Below are 19,224 nucleotides of genomic sequence, written 5' to 3' on the forward strand. Positions count from 1 at the left end.
TTCTTGAGAACGTGACCAACCGGCCACGGATTGCCGCTGCGGTCATAAAAATAGGCGAAGGCAGCCGGGTCCTTCCGTAAATGCTGTTCGTTCTTCAGCAAGCCTGCCAGACGCGGGCTGACCGGGAACCCTTCTTCCGCAAGCATGATCGCGGTCGTGAACAGGGAAGCCCAGGGGAGCTTGCCGTATTCTTTATGTGCCAGCTCCAGCATGCGCAGGACGCCCGGCACGCCGACCGAACGTCCGCCAACGACGCCTTCGATGAATGGCATGACCTTGCCTTCCGGAGTCAGGAAGAGCTTCTCCGTCGCGCTGGCAGGAGCCGTATCCCTGCCGTCAAATGCTTTCACCACCGCGCCATCGAAATGCATCAGGAACGCGCCGCCGCCGATGCCGGATGACTGCGGCTCAACCAATGTCAGCACCATCTGCGTAGCAATCGCCGCATCGACTGCGGAACCGCCGGCCTTGAGAATCTGATAACCGGCGTCCGTCGCGAGAGGGTTTGCCGCCGCCACCATGTATTTTTTGGCGGTCCAGCCGAATTTTTCGATGTAGCCGGTAGCGGCTTCCGGCGCGTTCATGCCGGTTTGAGGGGCTGTTTGAGGTGTTTGAACGGTTGCGCAGGCCGCCATCAGGCTGGATGCGAAGGCGACGGAGGCAATTCTTATCATGGATTTTCCTGCTGAACGCCACCGACCGATGTCTTGGTAGCGTGCTATCCAATACACGCGAAGGTCTTGCCGCGGGATGTGCGGCAAGACCTCACCATCACTTAGGCTGCATGCGGATTGCACCGTCGAGGCGAATGGTTTCGCCGTTCAGCATCACATTTTCGATGATGGTCTTGGCGAGGTTCGCATACTCGGCCGGCTTGCCGAGCCGGGGCGGGAACGGCACCATGCGCCCGAGCGCATCCTGTACCTCTTGCGGCATGCCGAGCAGCATCGGGGTTTCGAAAATGCCCGGCGCGATCGTCATGACGCGAATGCCGCTGCGGGAAAGATCGCGTGCCATCGGCAGCGTCAGGCCGACCACCGCCGCTTTCGACGCCGCATAGGCGGCCTGGCCGATCTGGCCGTCGTAGGCGGCAACCGATGCCGTATTGATGATCACACCGCGCTCGCCCTCGCCGGTGGCGTCGGCTTTACCCATCGCATCAGCGGCCAGCCGGGCCATGTTGAACGTGCCGACCAGGTTGATGTTGACGGCGCGCTGAAATACCTCCAGGGGGTGCGGGCCATCCTTGCCGACCGTCTTGACCGCCGGTGCAACGCCGGCGCAGTTGACCAGCCCGCGCAGCGTTCCCAGGGCAACCGCCGCGCTCACCACTGAAACCGCGTCGGCCTCGGACGTCACATCGCATTTGACGAAGCGGCCGTTCAGTTCAATAGCCAGCTTCTCGCCGGCGTCGACCTGCACATCCGCCAGCACCACCTTGCCGCCGTTTTCGACGATCATGCGCGCAGTTGCAGCGCCAAGGCCGGAAGCGCCGCCGGTGATGATGAATACATTGTTTGCAATCTGCATCGTTTCCTCTGTAAAAAATAAAGGGAATGACATTCACGATTAACGTTTACGTTAACGTCACCTGTCGATTGTAACGAAATCCGCGGTCAAAAAGAAAAGGCAGCCGGAGCTGCCTTTGCTCCGGCTTGATGAAGATTAAGGTTTCGCAGGCGCCGGCGCGACAACCGAAGGTGCCGCCGCAGGCGCGGTGATCGCCGGCGGCGTGCCATGGTTACTGCCCGCGCCTGCCTGCATGCCGACGGCAGGCAGCAGCGGCACCAACAGCAACGCCACGATGTTGATGATCTTGATCAGCGGGTTCACCGCCGGACCTGCTGTGTCCTTGTACGGATCGCCGACGGTATCGCCGGTAACCGCTGCCTTGTGCGCATCGGATCCCTTGCCGCCGTGGTGTCCGTCCTCGATGTATTTCTTGGCGTTGTCCCAGGCGCCGCCGCCGGTCGTCATCGATATCGCGACAAACAGACCGGTGATGATCGTTCCCATCAGCAGGCCGCCGAGTGCGGCCGGTCCCAGCAGCATGCCGACCAGAATAGGCACGATCACGGGCAACAGCGACGGGATGATCATTTCCTTGATCGCCGATGCGGTCAGCATGTCGACCGCCTTGTCATATTCCGGCTTGGCCGTGCCTTCCATGATGCCCTTGATGTCGCGGAACTGGCGGCGCACTTCCACCACCACCGCGCCGGCGGCGCGTCCGACCGCTTCCATCGCCATGGCGCCGAACAGGTAGGGAATCAGCCCGCCGATGAACAGGCCCACGATCACCATCGGATTCGACAAGTCGAAGGACGTGCTTTTATTGACCGAATCCAGCGCATGCGTGTAGTCGGCAAACAGTACCAGCGCCGCAAGGCCGGCGGATCCGATGGCATATCCCTTGGTGACCGCCTTGGTGGTATTGCCCACTGCATCGAGGGGATCGGTGATGGCCCGCACCGAAGCCGGCAGGTCTGACATTTCGGCGATGCCGCCGGCGTTATCGGTGATCGGCCCATACGCGTCCAGCGCGACGATGATTCCCGCCATCGACAGCATGGCGGTCGCCGCGATCGCGATGCCGTACAGGCCGCCGAGCCAGTAAGCGATCAGGATGGCGGCACAGACAGCGAGAACCGGATAGGCGGTGGATTTCATCGATACGCCGAGGCCCGCGATGATGTTGGTGCCGTGGCCGGTGGTCGATGCTTCGGCGATGTGGCGCACCGGTTTGAAATCGGTGCCGGTGTAGTACTCGGTGATATAGACGATGATGCCGGTCAGCGCGATACCGACCACGGTCGAGCCCATCATGCTCATGCGCATGGCCTGGTCCGGCCAGATCTGCCAGGTGACGACGGCAAAGCCGATCAGCGAAAGGCCGGCCGCCCACCACAATCCCGTGTACAACGCCGACATGATTTTCTTACCGGGCTTGGCCTTTACCATCGAACAGCCGACGATGGATGCGAGGATGGACACTGCGCCGAGCAGCAACGGATACATGACTGCCTGGGTTTCCGAACCGGTGATCATCAAGGCGCCGAGCAGCATGGTGGCGATCAGGGTAACGACATAGGTTTCGAACAGGTCGGCGGCCATGCCGGCGCAGTCGCCGACGTTATCGCCGACATTGTCGGCAATCACCGCCGGGTTACGCGGGTCATCCTCGGGGATGCCAGCCTCGACCTTGCCGACAAGGTCGGCGCCGACGTCGGCACCCTTGGTGAAGATGCCGCCGCCAAGACGAGCAAAGATGGAAATCAGTGACGCACCGAATGCGAGACCGATCAGCGGCTTGAGGACGTCATGCGCGGTTGTCGCGGTACCGTTTCCCATCGACGTCAGCACCCAGTAAAACAACGTCACGCCGAGCAGACCAAGGCCAACCACCAGCATGCCGGTGATCGCCCCACCCTTGAAGGCGATATTGAGCGCATCGTTCATGCCTCTGGTGGCGGCCTGCGCGGTACGGACGTTTGCGCGTACCGACACGTTCATGCCAATGAATCCGCAGGCACCGGACAGTACGGCGCCGATCAGGAATCCGAAAGCAGTGGAAAGGCCGAGCCCGGGAACGATGGCCATTACAATGAAAAGCACAACGCCGACAAGGGCGATAGTGCGATATTGCCGGGCAAGATATGCGGATGCCCCCTGCTGAATGGCAGCAGCAATTTCCTGCATACGTGGATTACCGGGATCTTGCTTCAGAATCCAACTTCTGGACATCAATCCGTAGATAACGGCAATCACGCCGCAGGCCACGGTAAACCATAGTGCTGCTGCCATATCGACTCCTCCTTGTTGTTCACTACAAAGTTAAAACAATGACGACAATTCGGAGGACGGCGGCGGCAAACGGCCAGTATGGGCGGGCATTTGCTGTCGTCGTCCTGCGAGTGCTGCGTACTGCAAAACTTATCGTTACGAATTTGTCTGCGACAGACGTAACGGGAACCAAACGATGAAATCAATACTTCACACACTACAAACAAAAAGCGGACCCAAGGTCCGCTTTTTGTTCAGCCTGCCAGTGCGGCAAATGCGTTGTCGCGAATCGTCTCTACCGGACCGACCCCCGAAATCTTGCGGTATTTCGGCGCGCCCGGCGTGCCGGCCAAAGACCACTTGTTGTAATACTCCACCAGCACTTCGGTCTGTTCGTGGTAGACGGCGAGGCGCTTCTTGACGGTTTCTTCCTTGTCGTCGTCGCGCTGGATCAGCTCTTCGCCGGTGACGTCGTCCTTGCCGGGCACTTTCGGCGGATTGAATTTTTCATGATAGGTGCGGCCCGACGGCTGGTGCACCCGGCGACCGCTCATGCGCTCGATGATGGCCGCGTCCGGAACGTCGATTTCCAGCACGTAGTCTATGGCCACGCCGGCTTCCTTCATCGCGTCAGCCTGCGGAATAGTGCGCGGGAAGCCGTCGAACAAATACCCTTTCGCGCAATCCGGCTGCTTCAGGCGGTCTTTCACCAGGCCGATGATGATGTCATCGGAAACCAGCCCGCCCGCATCCATCACTTTTTTGGCTTCGATGCCAAGCGGTGTGCCAGCCTTGACCGCGGCGCGCAGCATGTCGCCGGTCGAGATCTGCGGAATATTGAATTTTTCCTTGATGAAATTAGCTTGCGTGCCCTTGCCGGCACCAGGCGCTCCTAACAGGATGAGGCGCATGAGATTTCCTAAACGAGTTTTAAATTCTTTGCGATGGCTGACGAAAACCGCCGTGCGGAATGGCGTTTTACCATATTAACTTTGCACGAAACTTACCACAGAATTTCACCAAACCGCCGATCGGTATTTGATTTTTACCCACTCACCCGACGAAACTGCGCCGCACCCTGATTAAATCCTCAGGTGTGTCCACGCCGCCCGCCGGAGCGCCGGGCGTCAGGTGAACGGCGATCGAATACCCGTGCCACAACACCCGCAGTTGTTCCAGCGCCTCAATCTGCTCCAGCGGAGAGGCGTCCAGTGTCGGGTAGGTTTGCAGGAATGCGTTGTTGTAAGCGTACAAACCAATGTGGCGCAACGGCCGGTAGCCGGGCGGTACCGCTTCCCGCGAGGCGGCGAAGCCGTCACGATGCCAGGGCACGGTGGCACGCGAGAAGTACAACGCCCTGCCCGCTTTGTCGAGCACGACCTTTACCACGTTCGGATTGAAAATATCGGCAATTTCGTCGATCGGATGCGCAGCCGTCGCCATCGGCACGCCACCGTCGATCAGCGCGGCGGTCGCGGCGATCAGGCCGGGGTCGATCAGCGGTTCGTCGCCCTGCACATTGACCACGACATCCTCCGCAGCCAGTCCCATCCGGGCCGCGACTTCCGCGATGCGGTCGGTACCGGACGGATGATCGGCTCGCGTCATGCTCGCCGCTACTCCATGCTGGGAGCAGGCCCGCAGGATGTCTTCGTGGTCGGCGGCGACCACTACGCGGGCGGCGCCGGATTTGGCAGCCTGCTCGGCGACCCGCACGACCATTGGCTTGCCGCCGATGTCGGCAAGCGGTTTATTAGGCAATCGGGTGGACGCCAGGCGTGCCGGGATGATGACGATGAATGACATCTGGAAGCGGCAACTGGGTGCTCAGCCTGCGACGGGCGTAGAGCCCGGCGTGTCGTTCAGGTCGCGCGCCTCGTCGGCCCACATGATCGGGATGTCGTCACGGATAGGATAAGCCAGCTTGTCCGCGCGGCAAATCAGTTCCTTCGCGCCCTTGTCGTATTGAAGCGGCCCCTTGCAAAGCGGGCAAACCAGGATATCAAGCAGTCGGGCATCCACGACATTTCTCCACAATATGTTCGGCCAGCGCGGCGTCGATGCGCGCTGTGACAGGCACGACCCATAAGCGGGGGTCGTTCTTGAGTTCGTTATTTTGCTGACATTTTACTGCATCCTTCTCTGTGATCAGGATGACATCAGCGGTAAGGCCGGAAAATGGATTTCCGGTGAAATCATGATGGTCAGGCAACGGCAGTTCGGTGAACGCCAGGCCGGCAGAACGCAACATCGAGAAAAAGCGTGCCGGGTGGCCGATACCGGCGGCTGCGGCAATGGTCGCCGCAGTTCCCGCCAAGGCGGCCAGATCGGTACGTTGCGAGCGATCGATCAGGCGCTCTGCATGGCTCCCTTCCAGGACCATCCGCACGGTACCTGGCGGCAGCGGCGTCGGCTCCGCAGCATTGACCACGGTAAAGTCCCTTGGCCGCGATGCCGGTTCACGCAATGGCCCGGCAGGCAGCAGCCAGCCGTTTCCGTCACCACGGCTGTCGCACAGCACGATTTCCACGGTGCGCGCCAGACGATAATGCTGAAGGCCGTCGTCGGCAATGACCAGATTGATTTCCGGATGTGCATGCAGCAGGGCTTGCGCAGCCGCCACCCGGTCGCGTCCGACCATGACAGGGCATTGCGCGCGCCGGGCGATAAGAAGCGGCTCATCGCCGACATCGCCGGCCAGTGCGTCCGGAAGAACGGGACGCGGGTCGGTTCCGTTGGCGCCGTATCCGCGCGAGACGACGCCCGGCGTATAACCTGCCTTGCGCAGCGACTCGACGAGCCAGATCGTGAATGGCGTCTTGCCGGTGCCGCCGATGAACACATTGCCTACCACCACGACCGGCACCGGAAGACGCACACTACGCAGCCAATCACGGCGATACAGGCTGCGCCTTAGCGCCACCAGCAAATGAAAAAGCAAAGATACCGGCAGAAGAAGCCATGCGACCGGGCCGCGCCCCATCCAGATGCGCATCAGCGCGGATTCGATTCGCGGCCGTTGAGCGGGGCTGGTCATGTAGGCGGCGGCGCGGTGCGAACCGGTGAGCGTTGCCGGCAGCGGCGCCGGCTTACCGCTTGCCGCTGGTCTGGGCGGCGAAGGTGACCTTGTCGAACCCGGCCAGGCGAGCCGCCTCCAGCACGTTGATGACGGATTGATGGGCCGCCGTCGCGTCGGCGTTGATGATGACGACGGCATCCTTCACGGCAGCCCCCTTCTCGGTCCCAGTGTTTCTCAGTTCTTCCGCCAGGCCCATTGCATCGCGGACCGCCGTCCTGGCATTGTTGATTGCATAACGTCCCTGGGAATCAACGGCGACATTGATTTCCGTCGGTTGCTGGAGCGCCTTTTCCGCGTCGGCGGTGGGAAGCGTGATCTGCAGTGCGGTGAACTTGCTGTAGGTGGTGGTGACCATCAGGAAGATCAGGATCACCAGCAGCACATCGATAAAGGGAATCAGGTTGATGTCGGGGTCCTCGCGGCCCCGACCTTTGCGGAAATCCATGTCGGCGTTCTTTCAGCGGGCTTTATCGGAGGTTATTTGCGGTTGCCGTGCACGATGTCGACAAACTTCACTGCCTGTTGTTCCATGTCGACAATGAAACCGTCGACCAGCGCGCGGAAATGTCGATAAAACACTAGCGCGGGCATCGCGATGGCGAGGCCGAAACCGGTGTTGTACAGCGCGATCGAGATGCCGTGGGCGAGCTGGGCCGGATTGGTGCCGACCGCTTCCTGGGCGCCGAAAATTTCGATCATGCCGACTACCGTGCCGAACAGTCCCATCAGCGGGGCCAGCGTGGCAATCGTGCCGAGCGTGGTCAGAAAACGCTCGAGTTCGTGCGCCGTGCCGCGCCCGGCTTCCTCGATCGATTCCTTCATCGCGTCGCGTGGCGCGTCGACATTGCGCAGTCCGGCGGCGAGGACTTTCCCCAATGGAGAATTCTGTTCGAGGTTTTTGACGACCTCCGGTCCGATCTTGCCATTATGGTAAACACGGATCACTTCATCGAGGAGATTCGGCGGCAGGATGCGACGGCGACGCAGGTACAATATCCGTTCGATAATGAGTGCCAGTCCGATGACGGAAGCAATCAGCAACGGCCAGATGGGCCAGCCGGCAGCTTGAATGATGGCGAGCAAAACAGGTTCCTTGATTCATTTCAGTCGGATGCAGAATGTAACGTGTAGACGCAGCGTGATCAAGCCTCCCGGCAAGGAAATTCAACGAAAAGGTTTTTGCGCAACGACTGTGGACAAGTATGTGAACAAGTTGTGTTATCACATGCTACAGCTTGACAAATTCACTATGAAATTGATGCCCGCTGCATGGTCCGCATGTAATTACATCCTTTAAATCAAACAGTTATTGCGAGATCGTTTGAGCACAATTATTTATGACCGCAAGATGACGTATTCATGCGCCTGTGGACAGGTTTTGCCCCGGAAGACCGCATGAAACCTAGCGATGCACTTGAAAACAACGGCGCGGCGCCGCCTGTACTGACGGTTTCGGAATTGAACCAGGCGGTGGCGCGGATGCTGGAACGCAGTTTCCCGCTTGCCTGGGTATCGGGCGAGATCTCGAATTTCACCCGTGCGGCATCCGGACACTGGTACTTCACGCTCAAGGACAACGGAGCGCAGGTGCGTTCGGTAATGTTCCGCGGACGCGCGCAATATGCCGGCTTCATGCCGCGCGAAGGCGACAAGGTCGAAGTGCGCGCACTGGTCACGCTGTATGCGCCGCGTGGCGACTACCAGCTCAACGTCGAAGCCATGCGGCGGGCCGGCGTCGGCAACCTGTACGAGGCCTTCCTGCGGTTGAAAGAACAACTGAATGCCGAAGGATTATTCGATCCGCAACGCAAGCGCCCGCTGCCGGTCTTCCCCCGTTCGATCGGCATCGTCACCAGTCCCCAAGCGGCGGCATTGCGTGACATCCTGGCGACCTTGCGGCGGCGCGCACCCCACGTGCAAGTGATCCTCTATCCCACCCCTGTTCAGGGCGAAGGCGCGGCAATGAAAATTGCACAGGCGATCGCCACCGCATCGGCGCGGGCGGAATGCGAGGTGCTGCTGGTCTGCCGGGGCGGTGGCAGCATCGAGGATCTGTGGTCGTTCAACGAAGAAGTCGTGGCGCGTACCATCGCCGACTGTGCGATACCGGTCATCTGCGGCGTCGGCCATGAAACCGACGTCACGATCGCCGACTTCGCCGCCGACCTGCGGGCGCCCACGCCGACAGCCGCGGCAGAGATTGCCGCGACCCCGCGTGCCGACTGGCTCGCCACGCTCGACATGCACGCGGAAGATCTGGTCAGGATCATGAAGCGCCGCATGATGGATGCAGCCCAGACACTCGACTGGCTGTCGCGGCGGCTGGTCAGTCCGTCGGCGCATATCGCCCATGAACGCATGCGCATTGCAGGATTGCAGCACCGGCTCAGGCATGCGACACGCATGCCGCTGCAGCAGGCGCGGTTTTCAGTGGCCAACCTGCGTACCCGGCTCGTGGCCCGGCTGCCGGACACTTCGGCCCAACGCGCCCGCCTGGAGAGCATCGCCCGCCGTCTCGACGTCAGCATGGCCACCGCCAACGCGCAGCGGCGGCAGGCCCTGGATGCGTTATCGGATCAACTGGAACTGCTCAATCCGCAACGCACCCTGGAGCGCGGTTATGCAATGGTGGTCGACGGCAAGGGCCGTGTGATCCGCTCGCCCAATGCGCTGCGTCCGCGCGAGATAGTGACTGTCCGCCTCGCGGACGGCAGCGCGGAAGTCGGTATTGCAAGCGTGCAATCGCTGCTTGAATGATTTTTTGATCTCCGTACAGCGCTGCCACGATGCAGCCGGACGGCATCCGACTTACAATTGTGGTCTTTCAAAAAAAACATCCTCCTCCAACAATCGAAAAGGAATGCCATGGAACATACTCTGCCTCCCCTGCCCTACCCGATGGAAGCCCTGCAGCCGCACATTTCCAAGGAAACGCTCGAGTTCCACTACGGCAAGCACCATCAGGCTTACGTGACCAACCTGAACAACCTGATCAAAGGCACCGATTTCGAAAACGCGTCCCTCGAGGACATCATCAAGAAATCATCCGGCGGCGTATTCAACAATTCCGCCCAGGTCTGGAATCACACCTTCTTCTGGAACTGCATGACGCCCAATGGCGGCGGCGCGCCGACCGGCCCGGTTGCCGATGCGATCAATGCGAAATTCGGATCGTTCGATAAGTTCAAGGAAGAATTCACCAAGTCCTGCGTCACCAATTTCGGCTCCGGCTGGACCTGGCTGGTCAAGAAGGCCGACGGCTCGGTGGACATCGTCAACACATCCAACGCCGGCACACCGCTGACGACAAGCGACAAGCCGCTGCTGACCTGCGACGTGTGGGAACACGCCTACTACATCGACTACCGCAATGCCCGTCCGAAGTTCGTCGAAGCATTCTGGAATGTCGTGAACTGGGATTTCGTCGGAAAGAACTTCGCTTAAGCGGCATCGAACGCCGGTGCAGCTTAGGCATCAAGCCTGCTGCATCGAATGCAGGAAAGGGCTGACAGCGCTGTCAGCCTCTCAGCAAGCCGGAGTCCTTCAGTCCTTGTTGCGACTTCACTTCACCCTATCCTCCCCTGTTTGCCGCCGTTACCCTTGTAGCGGTGTACTGCACGCCGCAGTTTCGTCAACACGCCTCCGGCGCTCGGATAATTGCTTTGGCTTAAGCCGAGCGGCTCGGCGATGCACATCAATGCCCAAGGCCGCATCACAGAACAATTATCAACACAAGGGAGACAGACATGATAAGACGAATCATGGGTACGGCAGATCGATCCCCCGCCAATCCGCAGCGCCGAAATCTGCTTGCCGGCGGCGCAACAGCCGTCGCCGCGGCAGGTCTGGCCGGCTTTTCGAAGACCGCCATCGCACAGGCGGCGGCTGCCGCGAAACCGCTGCCGCCCTACGTTGCCTGGAAGGATCCGAACGCGCTGATCGTTCATACCAGCAGCACACTGGAGACAAAGCGCACCGCGTTAGGCACCAGCATCATCACGCCCACCGACCAGCTCTATATCCGCAATAACCTCCCAGCCCCGGATGCATCCATCGTTACCGATCGTGACAGTTGGGAAGTGACTGTCGAAGGCGTGAAAAACCCGCGCGAGCTGACCATGAAGGAACTCAAGGGAATGGGTCTGGAAACCACGGCGATGGTCCTGAAGTGTCCATGGACGGCGGCAAGACGTGGAGGGAAGCGAAGTTCGTCGGCCCTGATCTCGGCCGGTATGCATGGCGGCAGTTCGTGCTGGCGGTGAAACTGCCTGCGGGCGAATACACGGTAGCGAGCCGCGCGACGGATTCCGAGCGCAATCAGCAGCCGGAGGAGCGGCTGGAAAACGCCAGCGGCTACAACAACAGCAGCTGGCGCGATCATGCGCTCAAGATCACCGTCGTCTGACGGCCTGCGGAACGGAGATCCAATGCGCTTTTTTATGAACACCTTGTCCGGCATCGCCATGCTGGCAGCGACAGGCACAGTCTTCGCCCAAACCGGCCTGGAGGATGGCAAGAAGCTGTTCACTCAGGTCGCCGCGCCGGCTGCGCGGTATGCCACACGCTCAAGCATGCCGGTGCGGCCGGTGAGATCGGACCGAACCGGATGCATCCCGAGTCGAAAAAGCGATCCGCAACGGAACCGGTTAAATGCCGGCGTTCAAAACATTGAGCGATGCGGAGATCTCGGCACTCGCAACGTACGTGGCGGCGGTGGCCGGCAAGGAAAAGTAAGCAGTAACGGGGGCTCGGCAGCGGATCTCTTATGCGCCGCTGTCGATTCCGGCGAGCGCCTGGCGTATCTCGTCAGCGCTGTCTGGTCGGACCAGGCGCGCGGTTTCCACGCCGTCGCTCATGAAAACCAGGGTCGGCCATAATTTCACCCGGAACGAGCGGCCCAGCGCCTTGCCCTTGCCGTCTTCGATCTTGATGTGTTTCACATTCGGGTGGTTTGCCATGGCTGCGGCGAGCGGTGCCTGTGCCGCCTGGCAGAATCCGCACCAGGGTGCGCCGAACTCCACCAGCGCAGGCCCTTTCATCGCATCGATATCGGCGCGTGACGGTTCGGCAGATGCGTAAGTTGTATTCATCGCCATTTCTGTTTTCCTTTGTGTTCCTCTGCTTGTTTCTTCTCGGACCGGCCATTGACTGGCGTTTATGGTCGGACAGCTCGGGCTCGATGATACCGCTTGCCGATTGTCCACAATGCGAAGCCGATGAGCGTGAATGCGAGCTGTCCCGCAGCCAGCCACAACACCGAGTGTGACAGCATCGGGGCCACGACGCCCGATACGACAGCGGCAAGCATGGTTTGAGTAAACGACTGGCATGAAGCGACAGTGCCGCGAATCTCCGGAAAGAGATCAAGCACCAGCAAGGTGACTGCGGGCGCGACCACCGACATGCCGAACGCGTAGAAGAAGAACGGCGCCACCGACCAAGGCAGCGAGGGTGGGAACACTGCGTGATAGAGCACATTGACGACGCCGGCGCCGATCAGGAAACAGAATCCGATCATGACTTGTTTCGCGACAGGGAGTGTGCCGGCAACACGATTGACTGTGAACGCGCCGCAGAAAATGCCCGCCACCGTCGGCACGAATTGCCAGGCGAACTGATCCGGCCCCAATCCGAGATGCTCGGTGATGAACACCGGCGCGGCGGCAATGAACAGGAACAGGCCGGCGAAATTGAACGCGACCGTGCCCGCTTTCAGGTGAAACAGGGGCGAGCGGAAGATCTGCTTGTAATTCCTCGTCAGCGATTGCGGATTGAACGGCTGGCGCTTGAGCGGCGGCAGGGTCTCGGGCAGCTTTTTGTAGCATACCCACAGCAGCAGAACGGTATAGGCGAACAGAAACAGGAAGATCGATCGCCAGTCGAGCAGCTTGACGATCCAGCCCCCGAGGACCGGGGCGATCGCCGGCGCGACCGAGAAGATCATCGTCACCACCGACAGCAGCTTCGCGGCCGGCGCGCCGGTGTACACATCCCGGATGATGGCGCGTCCGATCACGATGCCGGCGCCTGCCGATATGCCCTGCAGAATGCGGAATGCCCAAAGGTATTCGATGCTGTGCACCGCCGCGCATCCAAGAGATGCAACCGCGAAAACCGCGAGCGAGCCGAGAACGATGTTGCGCCGGCCGAACGCATCGGACAATGCGCCGTGCCACAGGATCATCAGTGCGAAAGAAAACATGTAGGCGGTCAGGGTCTGCTGCACCTCGATCGCACTTGCCTGCAGCGTACGCTGAATATCGGGAAAGGCCGGCAGGTAGGTGTCGACCGAAAACGGGCCGAGCATCGCCAGCGCGGCCAGCATCAGCGCGAAGGCGTTGTATGCGGGAAGCTTTCCATGCTTTGCATCTACGGCGGACTGTTCGACATAGTCCGGGGGCAATCTCTCCATGTTTCCTGACCGGTTGAATGCGCCGGTCCGACGAGGGCGGCTTGATCCCGTCAGACCGGCCGGTATTTTGATTGGTTCATCCAACAGGAAGATGAACGCCAATCACGCGTGCCTCATTGATAGCTGAGTTCGCGCGCCTTACCCCAGAATACCCGATAGGAAAAAATGGTATAGCCGATGATCGTCGGCAACACGATGATGACGCCAAACAGGATGATCTTCAGCGACTCCGGTGCGCTGGCCGCCTGCCAGATGGTGAGCCGGTCGACGACGAGGTACGGAAACAGACTGTAGGCAAGGCCGTTGAACGCCAGCAGGAAGATCCCGACGGTTGCCGCGAACGGCAGCCAGCACAAGGTCTCCCTCCCCTTCGCCAGCGTCGCTGGCAGCCTGCGCAGGACATACTCCGTCAACGCGAAGAGGGCTGCCGTCATCGCCGGGATTGGCGCCAGCAGCAGGATGTTGGGGAAGGAAAACCATTTATCGAAAATCTGCTGGCTCACCAGCGGTGTCACGATTGATACCGCCACAATGCCCAGTGCGCAGAACAGCAGGCTGCCGCGCGCCCATGCGACTGCCTTCTGCTGCAGCTCTCCTTCGGTTTTCATGATCAGCCAGGTGGCGCCGAGCAATGCATAGCCGGCGATCAATGCCAGGCCGGTGAACGTGGCGAAGGCAATCTGCGGCAAGCCGTGGTCGAAGCCGACGATATACAGACCGATCATCAGTCCCTGCGCGAAAGTGGCGAGGACCGAGCCGCCGTAGAACGCCATGTTCCATGCATGCTTGTGGTCATCCCGCGCCTTGACGCGAAAGTCGAATGCGACGCCGCGCAAAATCAGGCCCGCAAGCATCAATGCCACCGGAAGATACAGCTCGCCGAGGATGACGCCATGGGCCAGGGGGAACGCTACCAGCAGGATGCCGACGCCCAGCACCAGCCAGGTTTCGTTGGCATCCCAAAACGGGCCGATGGACGCGATCATCGTGTCCTTGTCGGGATCGCCGGCGCGGCGCAGCAAGATGCCGACGCCGAGATCAAAGCCGTCCAGGATCACGTAGGCCATCATGGCCACGCCCATCAGGGCGAGGAAAACAAGCGGCAGCCAGCCGCCGGGTTGAGAGAGTTCAGGCATGACGTGTTTCTCCAAGCAGGGAACCGGTGGCGCCGACAGCCGGCGGCTCCGGATACAAGGGTTGGGCAGGTTTGCCGTAGCCGGCCTTGCGGGCCAGGTGGAACAGCACAGTGATGTAGGCGATGGTCAGTCCCGCATACAGGGCGAGGTACATGGCGAGCGTACTGGCGATCAACGGTGCGGGAACGCTCGACACCGCCTCCGCCGTGGTCAGCACGCCGTAGACAAGATACGGCTGGCGGCCGATTTCGGTGACATACCAGCCGGCCACCGTCGCCACCCATCCAGAGAAGCTCATGGCAACCAATGCGCGTGCCGTCCACGGCGTGACATCGCCGCGCCGCTTGAGCTGCCATGCGCACAGCCAGGAGACGGCGAGCATCAGCACGCCGGTGCCGACCATGACGCGGAATCCCCAGAACAGCGGCGCCACCGGCGGATGCTTGTCGCCGAAGTCGTTCAGGCCCTTGATTTCACCCTCTGCGTCGTGCTTCAGGATAATGCTGGCGACTTTCGGGATACCGAGTTCGAAGTGATTCGTCCTTTCCTTCTCGTCAGGAACGGCGAACAGCAGCAGCGGCGCGCCGCGCTCGGTTTCCCAGACGCCTTCCATCGCGGCGATCTTCGCCGGCTGATGCTCCAGCGTATTCAGGCCGTGCATGTCGCCGACCAGGATTTGTACCGGGATCAGCAGCGCCGCGACAGTCACGCCACTCCTGAGCGCAGCCATCACCGACGGTGTGCGGTCGCCGCGCAGCCAGCGGTAGGCCGAAATGCCTGCCACCAGGAAAGCGACAGTAAGACCGGAAGCGATCAGCATGTGGGTCAAACGGTAGGGCATCGACGGATTGAAGATGATGGCCAGCCAGTCGGTCGCATGCGCGCGTCCGTCGATCATTTCAAAGCCGACCGGCGTGTGCATCCAGGAATTGAGAGCGATGATCCAGAATGCGGACAGCGTGGTGCCGCCGGCCACCAGCAGCGTCGCCAGCGTATGGACGCGGCTGGATACGCGCTTCGCGCCGAACAGCATGATGCCAAGGAAGGTCGCTTCGAGGAAAAACGCGGTCAGGACCTCGTAGGCGAGCAGCGGGCCGGCGATGTTGCCGACGGTTTCCATGAAGCCCGGCCAGTTGGTGCCGAACTGGAAGCTCATCGTGATGCCGGAGACGACGCCGAGCGCAAAGGTCAGCGCGAAGATCTTTACCCAGAATTGGTAGGCCTCGGCCCACTTGGCGTCGCCGGTCTTGTTGTGGCGCAGCTTGAAGAACAGCAGCATCCAGCCGAGGGCGATGGAGATGGTAGGGAACAGGATGTGAAACGTGATGTTGCTCGCGAACTGGATGCGGGCGAGCATGAATGCGTCGGTCATGGTGTGCTCTGCGAGGTTAAGGGATGATGCAAAATCGTTGGTGGTGGCGAGTCGAGCGACGTGCCCCTTCCCCCTCTTAGGGGGAAGGTTGGGATGGGGGTAGTGAGGTCGAGCCAACGCATGCAATAGCTCAACCTCCCTACCCCCACCCTATCCCTCCCCCTGAAAGGGGGAGGGAACCTGTATGTAGGTGGCATCAATTTTCTCCCGTGTCCTTGCCGGACTTTCCTCCACCGGACAACGTCAGCTTGTTCTTCAGTTCCAGAAACTTCTGCGCCTTCGCCCCCAATTTCATCAACTGCACCAGCGTGCGCGTGTCGAGATGCCGGATGTCGTCGAACCAGTCGCTGACGAGTTCGATCAGGTCGTGCATTTCCCGCAGCCGCTTCTGCGCATGCAGGTCTTCGTCGCTGGTAGCGGTCTGGATCAGGGCGTCGCGCAACATCGACAGCGTCGGGTCGATTTCCCGCTTGCGGCGCTGCTCGGCGAGGGTGCGGAAGATGGCCCACACATCGTCGGGCGTCGAAAAGTATTCGCGGCGGTCGTTCGGAAGGTGCTGCAGGCGGATGAGCTGCCACGACGCCAGCTCTTTCAAACCCATACTGACGTTTGAACGGGAGAACCCAAGCGACTCGGCGATTTCATCGGCATTCAGCGGCTTGGCGGAGACGTACAGCAGGGCGTAGATCTGCCCCACAGTGCGGTTGATGCCCCAACGGCTGCCCATTTCGCCGAAATGGAGAACGAAGGTTTGCACGAGCGGCGTCAGGTTCATTTCAATCGACTTTTGAATTTTCAGGAATTACTGAAATTCTAGCACAAACTGACGTCAGGGATCGCTGCAGCAGCCGAACGTGATCGCACGGGAAGCCGCACGGTGCCTGGGCTCGGACGCAAATTCCCGCTTCCGGTTACAGTATGTCCAATAAATAATTTTTTGGCGGCCGATATCGTCGGCCACCTTTCATGGAGACAACGGACTGCCGGGATAGCCCGCACCATCTTGCGGGCTTTTTCTTCGTCCTCGAATCACCGCTCGATGCATCATGGTCAACACATCCCTCTTCCCCTTTTTATTCCTCGCCAATCGACACACGTCCGTTATTTCCACACCCCCCGGGAGCAGGCATGACGAGAACTGAGCGCTTGCAAACCGGCATGATGGTGCTCACCGGCATGCTGGTTACCCTCGTCACGGTCGCCTTTGCGCGGCTATCCTTCGGACTGATTCTGCCCTTCATGCGCGAGGATCTGGGGCTGAGTTACCAGGCGGCCGGCGCGCTCGGCACCGCCAGCGCATTGGGGTATTTGTGCCTGGTCATGGTGGCCGGCGCATTCGCGTCGCGCTGGGGTGGCCGGGCGGCAGTGTTTATTGGCGTAGCGCTGACGACGGCCGGATTTGTCGGCTTGAGCCTTTCCAGTCATTACATCTTGCTGCTGATCTACATGTTGCTGCTCGGGTTCGGCACCGCCTTTGCCTACACGCCCGTCATTTCGCTTCTGGCAGGTGCATTTCCACAGCGCCGTGGCGCAATCATCGGCCTGACCAACAGCGGTATCGGCCTGGGGCTCCTGATCGCCAGCGCCGTGGTGCCTTACCTGAATACCGATGTATCCAGCGGCTGGCGTGTCACCTGGGTCGCATTTGCCATACCGAGCGCGGTGGCGGTGGCGGCGGTCCTGTTGTTCCTCCCGCGGCTGCCTGTGCATGCAGGTCCGGCGATCCGCATCGATAAAGGCGCTGTCTACCGCAACCGCCAGCTGATCGTGGTTGGCCTGCTCTACGGCGTTATCGGGATTACCTACATCACGCAGGCCACGTTCATGTACAGCTTCGCGCTCCATGCCGGCCTGCCGGCGCCGACCGCCGCGAAGATGGCGGCGATGATGGGCATTCTTTCCCTGTTCGCCGGCCCGCTTTGGGGCATGGTGTCGGACCGCATCGGCCGCCCCCGATCACTGCTGACATCCGTTTCGATAACCCTGGTCGGCACGCTGATCCCCGTGTTCTGGCCGGTGTTTGCCGGGTTTGCCCTGCATTACTTCATCCTCGGCTGCACCATTTCCGGCATGTTCACATCGGTACTTGCGGTCGCCGGTGAAACGGTGGAGCCGCAGCAGGCGCCGCTGGCGACGAGTTACGTCACGCTGTTCTTCGCCGGCGGTCAATTTCTTGGGCCGGCCATCGCCGGTACGATGATCGAACACATCGGTTTTCGTGGCACGTTTGGCATCAGCTGCATCGTGATCGCATTCGGCATCTTTCTGACATTGCAGCTGCACGCCGCGAAGCCATGAGTTCCGCATAGCAGAATCTTGTTTCAGTTCATTGACAGCGCTCGCGCGACTGCGTTAGCGTTGTTCCCGCCAAAAGACAAAGGAGACAAAGCATGCGCTGGAAAAACCGTCCACCCGGATCGAACTGGGGCGACTACGGACCCGATGATCAGCTCGGACGCGTCAATATGCTCAACCGGGAACAGGTACTCAAGGGCGCGGCGGAAGTGCGTGAAGGCCGCAGCTTCTGCCTGTCGCTGCCGCTGAATCTGCCGGGCGGCAACCTGCTTAATCCGCGCCGCAATCCACCGCGCTTGCAGCCGACCTACCGCGACGGCAAGCCGATGCTGAATTTCCCGATGACTCGGGTGGATGCCGATGCCGTCGACATCATTTCGGACGACCAGGTATTGATTTCCCTGCAGTACTCGACCCAATGGGATTCGCTCGCCCATGTCGGCGCGCGTTTCGATGCGGACGGCGACGGCAATGCGGAGATGGTGTACTACAACGGCTACCGGGCAAACGCCGACGTGAAGGGACCGCTCGACTACCGGGATGACGGCGCCGAAGTCGAATGCGGCTGCAGCGGGCCGCACCTGTCACAGGCCGATGCGCTGGGAATCGAAAACATGGCGGCCCACGGCATGCAGGGACGCGGCGTACTGGTCGACCTCCACCGGCATTTCGGCGATGCGCGGCAACTGGTGGGATATGACGAGCTGAGCATGGTGATGGCCAAGGACGGCGTGCAGGTAGAGCCGGGCGACTTCCTGGTGCTGCGCACCGGTTTCGCGGAACGGGTAGTGGCGATGGGCGGCGACCCCGATCCCGATGTGCTCCACCATAGCTGTTCGGTGATGAACGGACGCGACGAGCGCCTGCTGCAATGGATCACCGACTCCGGCATCAGCGCGATCTGCGCCGACAACTATGCGGTCGAAGCCTACCCGGCTGTAACGGTCACCGGCAAGAAATCGCTGCTGCCGCTGCACCACCATTGCCTGTTCAAGCTTGGCGTGCCGCTGGGAGAACTCTGGTACCTGCATGACCTGGCCGAGTGGCTGCACGCGAACAAGCGCAACCGCTTCATGCTGACCGCGCCGCCACTGCGGCTGCCAGGCGCGGTGGGATCACCGGTAACGCCCATCGCGACCGTCTAAAG

General features: G+C 60.7%; 20 protein-coding genes. 6 read left to right on the forward strand and 14 right to left on the reverse strand.

The annotated features are described in order from the left end of the window. The 9 genes from VGU61_RS13160 to VGU61_RS13200 all read right to left on the reverse strand — a co-directional run. On the reverse strand, nt 1–674 hold a 674-nt coding region (locus tag VGU61_RS13160), incomplete at its 3' end, for a gamma-glutamyltransferase (protein ID WP_414691634.1). Between the two features lie 97 nt (nt 675–771). After that, nucleotides 772–1,530: an SDR family NAD(P)-dependent oxidoreductase gene (locus tag VGU61_RS13165; RefSeq protein ID WP_326859590.1), complete on the reverse strand. Its 759-nt coding sequence runs from the start codon at nt 1,528–1,530 to the stop codon at nt 772–774. A gap of 135 nt (nt 1,531–1,665) precedes the next feature. Further along, nucleotides 1,666–3,804, reverse strand: coding sequence for a sodium-translocating pyrophosphatase (locus VGU61_RS13170; RefSeq protein WP_326859591.1), 2,139 nt, complete (start codon nt 3,802–3,804; stop codon nt 1,666–1,668). Between the two features lie 233 nt (nt 3,805–4,037). Then, nucleotides 4,038–4,694: an adenylate kinase gene (gene adk, locus VGU61_RS13175; RefSeq protein ID WP_326859592.1), complete on the reverse strand. Its 657-nt coding sequence runs from the start codon at nt 4,692–4,694 to the stop codon at nt 4,038–4,040. A gap of 142 nt (nt 4,695–4,836) precedes the next feature. After that, complete coding sequence (gene kdsB / locus VGU61_RS13180; protein WP_326859593.1) at nt 4,837–5,589, reverse strand: 3-deoxy-manno-octulosonate cytidylyltransferase; 753 nt, start codon at nt 5,587–5,589, stop codon at nt 4,837–4,839. A 21-nt stretch (nt 5,590–5,610) separates the two neighbouring features. Then, a complete protein-coding gene (locus VGU61_RS13185) occupies nt 5,611–5,805 on the reverse strand; it encodes a Trm112 family protein (protein WP_326859594.1) in 195 nt (64 codons plus the stop codon). Then, nucleotides 5,786–6,820 (reverse strand): tetraacyldisaccharide 4'-kinase, encoded by a 1,035-nt coding sequence (gene lpxK, locus VGU61_RS13190; RefSeq protein WP_326859595.1) that lies wholly within the window; start codon nt 6,818–6,820, stop codon nt 5,786–5,788. Before lpxK ends, VGU61_RS13185 begins: the two co-directional genes overlap by 20 nt. A gap of 52 nt (nt 6,821–6,872) precedes the next feature. Beyond that, nucleotides 6,873–7,307 carry a biopolymer transporter ExbD gene (locus VGU61_RS13195; RefSeq protein ID WP_326859596.1) on the reverse strand — a complete coding sequence of 145 codons (435 nt, stop codon included), beginning with the start codon at nt 7,305–7,307 and terminating at the stop codon, nt 6,873–6,875. Nucleotides 7,308–7,339: 32 nt separating this feature from the next. Next, nucleotides 7,340–7,945: a MotA/TolQ/ExbB proton channel family protein gene (locus VGU61_RS13200; RefSeq protein ID WP_326859597.1), complete on the reverse strand. Its 606-nt coding sequence runs from the start codon at nt 7,943–7,945 to the stop codon at nt 7,340–7,342. A 312-nt stretch (nt 7,946–8,257) separates the two neighbouring features. Here VGU61_RS13200 and xseA point away from each other — a divergent pair, with 312 nt between their 5' ends. The 4 genes from xseA to VGU61_RS22650 all read left to right on the forward strand — a co-directional run bounded on the left by xseA (nt 8,258) and on the right by VGU61_RS22650 (nt 11,267). Continuing rightward, a complete protein-coding gene (gene xseA / locus VGU61_RS13205; protein WP_326859598.1) occupies nt 8,258–9,619 on the forward strand; it encodes an exodeoxyribonuclease VII large subunit in 1,362 nt (453 codons plus the stop codon). A 108-nt stretch (nt 9,620–9,727) separates the two neighbouring features. Continuing rightward, nucleotides 9,728–10,306 carry a superoxide dismutase gene (locus tag VGU61_RS13210; protein ID WP_326859599.1) on the forward strand — a complete coding sequence of 193 codons (579 nt, stop codon included), beginning with the start codon at nt 9,728–9,730 and terminating at the stop codon, nt 10,304–10,306. Nucleotides 10,307–10,608: 302 nt separating this feature from the next. Continuing rightward, nucleotides 10,609–11,124, forward strand: coding sequence for a hypothetical protein (locus tag VGU61_RS13215; protein WP_414691635.1), 516 nt, complete (start codon nt 10,609–10,611; stop codon nt 11,122–11,124). Then, nucleotides 11,037–11,267: a hypothetical protein gene (locus VGU61_RS22650; RefSeq protein WP_414691637.1), complete on the forward strand. Its 231-nt coding sequence runs from the start codon at nt 11,037–11,039 to the stop codon at nt 11,265–11,267. The genes VGU61_RS13215 and VGU61_RS22650 overlap by 88 nt, the downstream gene beginning before the upstream one ends. Nucleotides 11,268–11,625: 358 nt before the next feature. On the opposite strand, the gene VGU61_RS13220 is transcribed toward VGU61_RS22650, so the two are convergent. The 5 genes from VGU61_RS13220 to VGU61_RS13240 form a co-directional block, all read right to left on the reverse strand. Next, nucleotides 11,626–11,958, reverse strand: a complete 333-nt coding sequence (locus VGU61_RS13220; RefSeq protein ID WP_326859600.1) for a thioredoxin family protein — start codon at nt 11,956–11,958, stop codon at nt 11,626–11,628. 59 nt (nt 11,959–12,017) lie between these two features. After that, nucleotides 12,018–13,274, reverse strand: a complete 1,257-nt coding sequence (locus tag VGU61_RS13225; RefSeq protein WP_414691636.1) for a multidrug effflux MFS transporter — start codon at nt 13,272–13,274, stop codon at nt 12,018–12,020. A 113-nt stretch (nt 13,275–13,387) separates the two neighbouring features. After that, the gene (locus VGU61_RS13230) at nt 13,388–14,410 is read right to left on the reverse strand and encodes a cytochrome d ubiquinol oxidase subunit II (protein WP_326859601.1); all 1,023 of its coding nucleotides are present in this window, start codon (nt 14,408–14,410) and stop codon (nt 13,388–13,390) included. Continuing rightward, nucleotides 14,403–15,782 carry a cytochrome ubiquinol oxidase subunit I gene (locus VGU61_RS13235; RefSeq protein WP_326859602.1) on the reverse strand — a complete coding sequence of 460 codons (1,380 nt, stop codon included), beginning with the start codon at nt 15,780–15,782 and terminating at the stop codon, nt 14,403–14,405. Before VGU61_RS13235 ends, VGU61_RS13230 begins: the two co-directional genes overlap by 8 nt. A gap of 196 nt (nt 15,783–15,978) precedes the next feature. Beyond that, complete coding sequence (locus tag VGU61_RS13240) at nt 15,979–16,557, reverse strand: GbsR/MarR family transcriptional regulator (RefSeq protein ID WP_326859603.1); 579 nt, start codon at nt 16,555–16,557, stop codon at nt 15,979–15,981. Between the two features lie 353 nt (nt 16,558–16,910). On the opposite strand from VGU61_RS13240, the gene VGU61_RS13245 reads away from it, so the two are divergent. Together VGU61_RS13245 and VGU61_RS13250 are read left to right on the forward strand one after the other, a co-directional pair. Further along, complete coding sequence (locus VGU61_RS13245; RefSeq protein ID WP_326859604.1) at nt 16,911–18,080, forward strand: MFS transporter; 1,170 nt, start codon at nt 16,911–16,913, stop codon at nt 18,078–18,080. Between the two features lie 92 nt (nt 18,081–18,172). After that, a complete protein-coding gene (locus VGU61_RS13250; protein WP_326859605.1) occupies nt 18,173–19,222 on the forward strand; it encodes a cyclase family protein in 1,050 nt (349 codons plus the stop codon). Nucleotides 19,223–19,224: the final 2 nt, after the last annotated feature.

It is taken from the genome of Noviherbaspirillum sp., from assembly GCF_035944575.1.
Lineage (GTDB): Bacteria > Pseudomonadota > Gammaproteobacteria > Burkholderiales > Burkholderiaceae_D > Noviherbaspirillum.

Bases quoted from the DNA above. Each gene is read 5' to 3' on its own strand.
- VGU61_RS13165 (WP_326859590.1), bottom strand. From the start codon at position 1,530: ATGCAGATTGCAAACAATGTATTCATCATCACCGGCGGCGCTTCCGGC.
- VGU61_RS13170 (WP_326859591.1), bottom strand. From the start codon at position 3,804: ATGGCAGCAGCACTATGGTTTACCGTGGCCTGCGGCGTGATTGCCGTT.
- adk (WP_326859592.1), bottom strand. From the start codon at position 4,694: ATGCGCCTCATCCTGTTAGGAGCGCCTGGTGCCGGCAAGGGCACGCAA.
- kdsB (WP_326859593.1), bottom strand. From the start codon at position 5,589: ATGTCATTCATCGTCATCATCCCGGCACGCCTGGCGTCCACCCGATTG.
- lpxK (WP_326859595.1), bottom strand. From the start codon at position 6,820: ATGACCAGCCCCGCTCAACGGCCGCGAATCGAATCCGCGCTGATGCGC.
- VGU61_RS13195 (WP_326859596.1), bottom strand. From the start codon at position 7,307: ATGGATTTCCGCAAAGGTCGGGGCCGCGAGGACCCCGACATCAACCTG.
- xseA (WP_326859598.1), top strand. From the start codon at position 8,258: ATGAAACCTAGCGATGCACTTGAAAACAACGGCGCGGCGCCGCCTGTA.
- VGU61_RS13210 (WP_326859599.1), top strand. From the start codon at position 9,728: ATGGAACATACTCTGCCTCCCCTGCCCTACCCGATGGAAGCCCTGCAG.
- VGU61_RS13215 (WP_414691635.1), top strand. From the start codon at position 10,609: ATGATAAGACGAATCATGGGTACGGCAGATCGATCCCCCGCCAATCCG.
- VGU61_RS22650 (WP_414691637.1), top strand. From the start codon at position 11,037: ATGGACGGCGGCAAGACGTGGAGGGAAGCGAAGTTCGTCGGCCCTGAT.
- VGU61_RS13220 (WP_326859600.1), bottom strand. From the start codon at position 11,958: ATGGCGATGAATACAACTTACGCATCTGCCGAACCGTCACGCGCCGAT.
- VGU61_RS13225 (WP_414691636.1), bottom strand. From the start codon at position 13,274: ATGGAGAGATTGCCCCCGGACTATGTCGAACAGTCCGCCGTAGATGCA.
- VGU61_RS13230 (WP_326859601.1), bottom strand. From the start codon at position 14,410: ATGCCTGAACTCTCTCAACCCGGCGGCTGGCTGCCGCTTGTTTTCCTC.
- VGU61_RS13235 (WP_326859602.1), bottom strand. From the start codon at position 15,782: ATGACCGACGCATTCATGCTCGCCCGCATCCAGTTCGCGAGCAACATC.
- VGU61_RS13240 (WP_326859603.1), bottom strand. From the start codon at position 16,557: ATGAACCTGACGCCGCTCGTGCAAACCTTCGTTCTCCATTTCGGCGAA.
- VGU61_RS13245 (WP_326859604.1), top strand. From the start codon at position 16,911: ATGACGAGAACTGAGCGCTTGCAAACCGGCATGATGGTGCTCACCGGC.
- VGU61_RS13250 (WP_326859605.1), top strand. From the start codon at position 18,173: ATGCGCTGGAAAAACCGTCCACCCGGATCGAACTGGGGCGACTACGGA.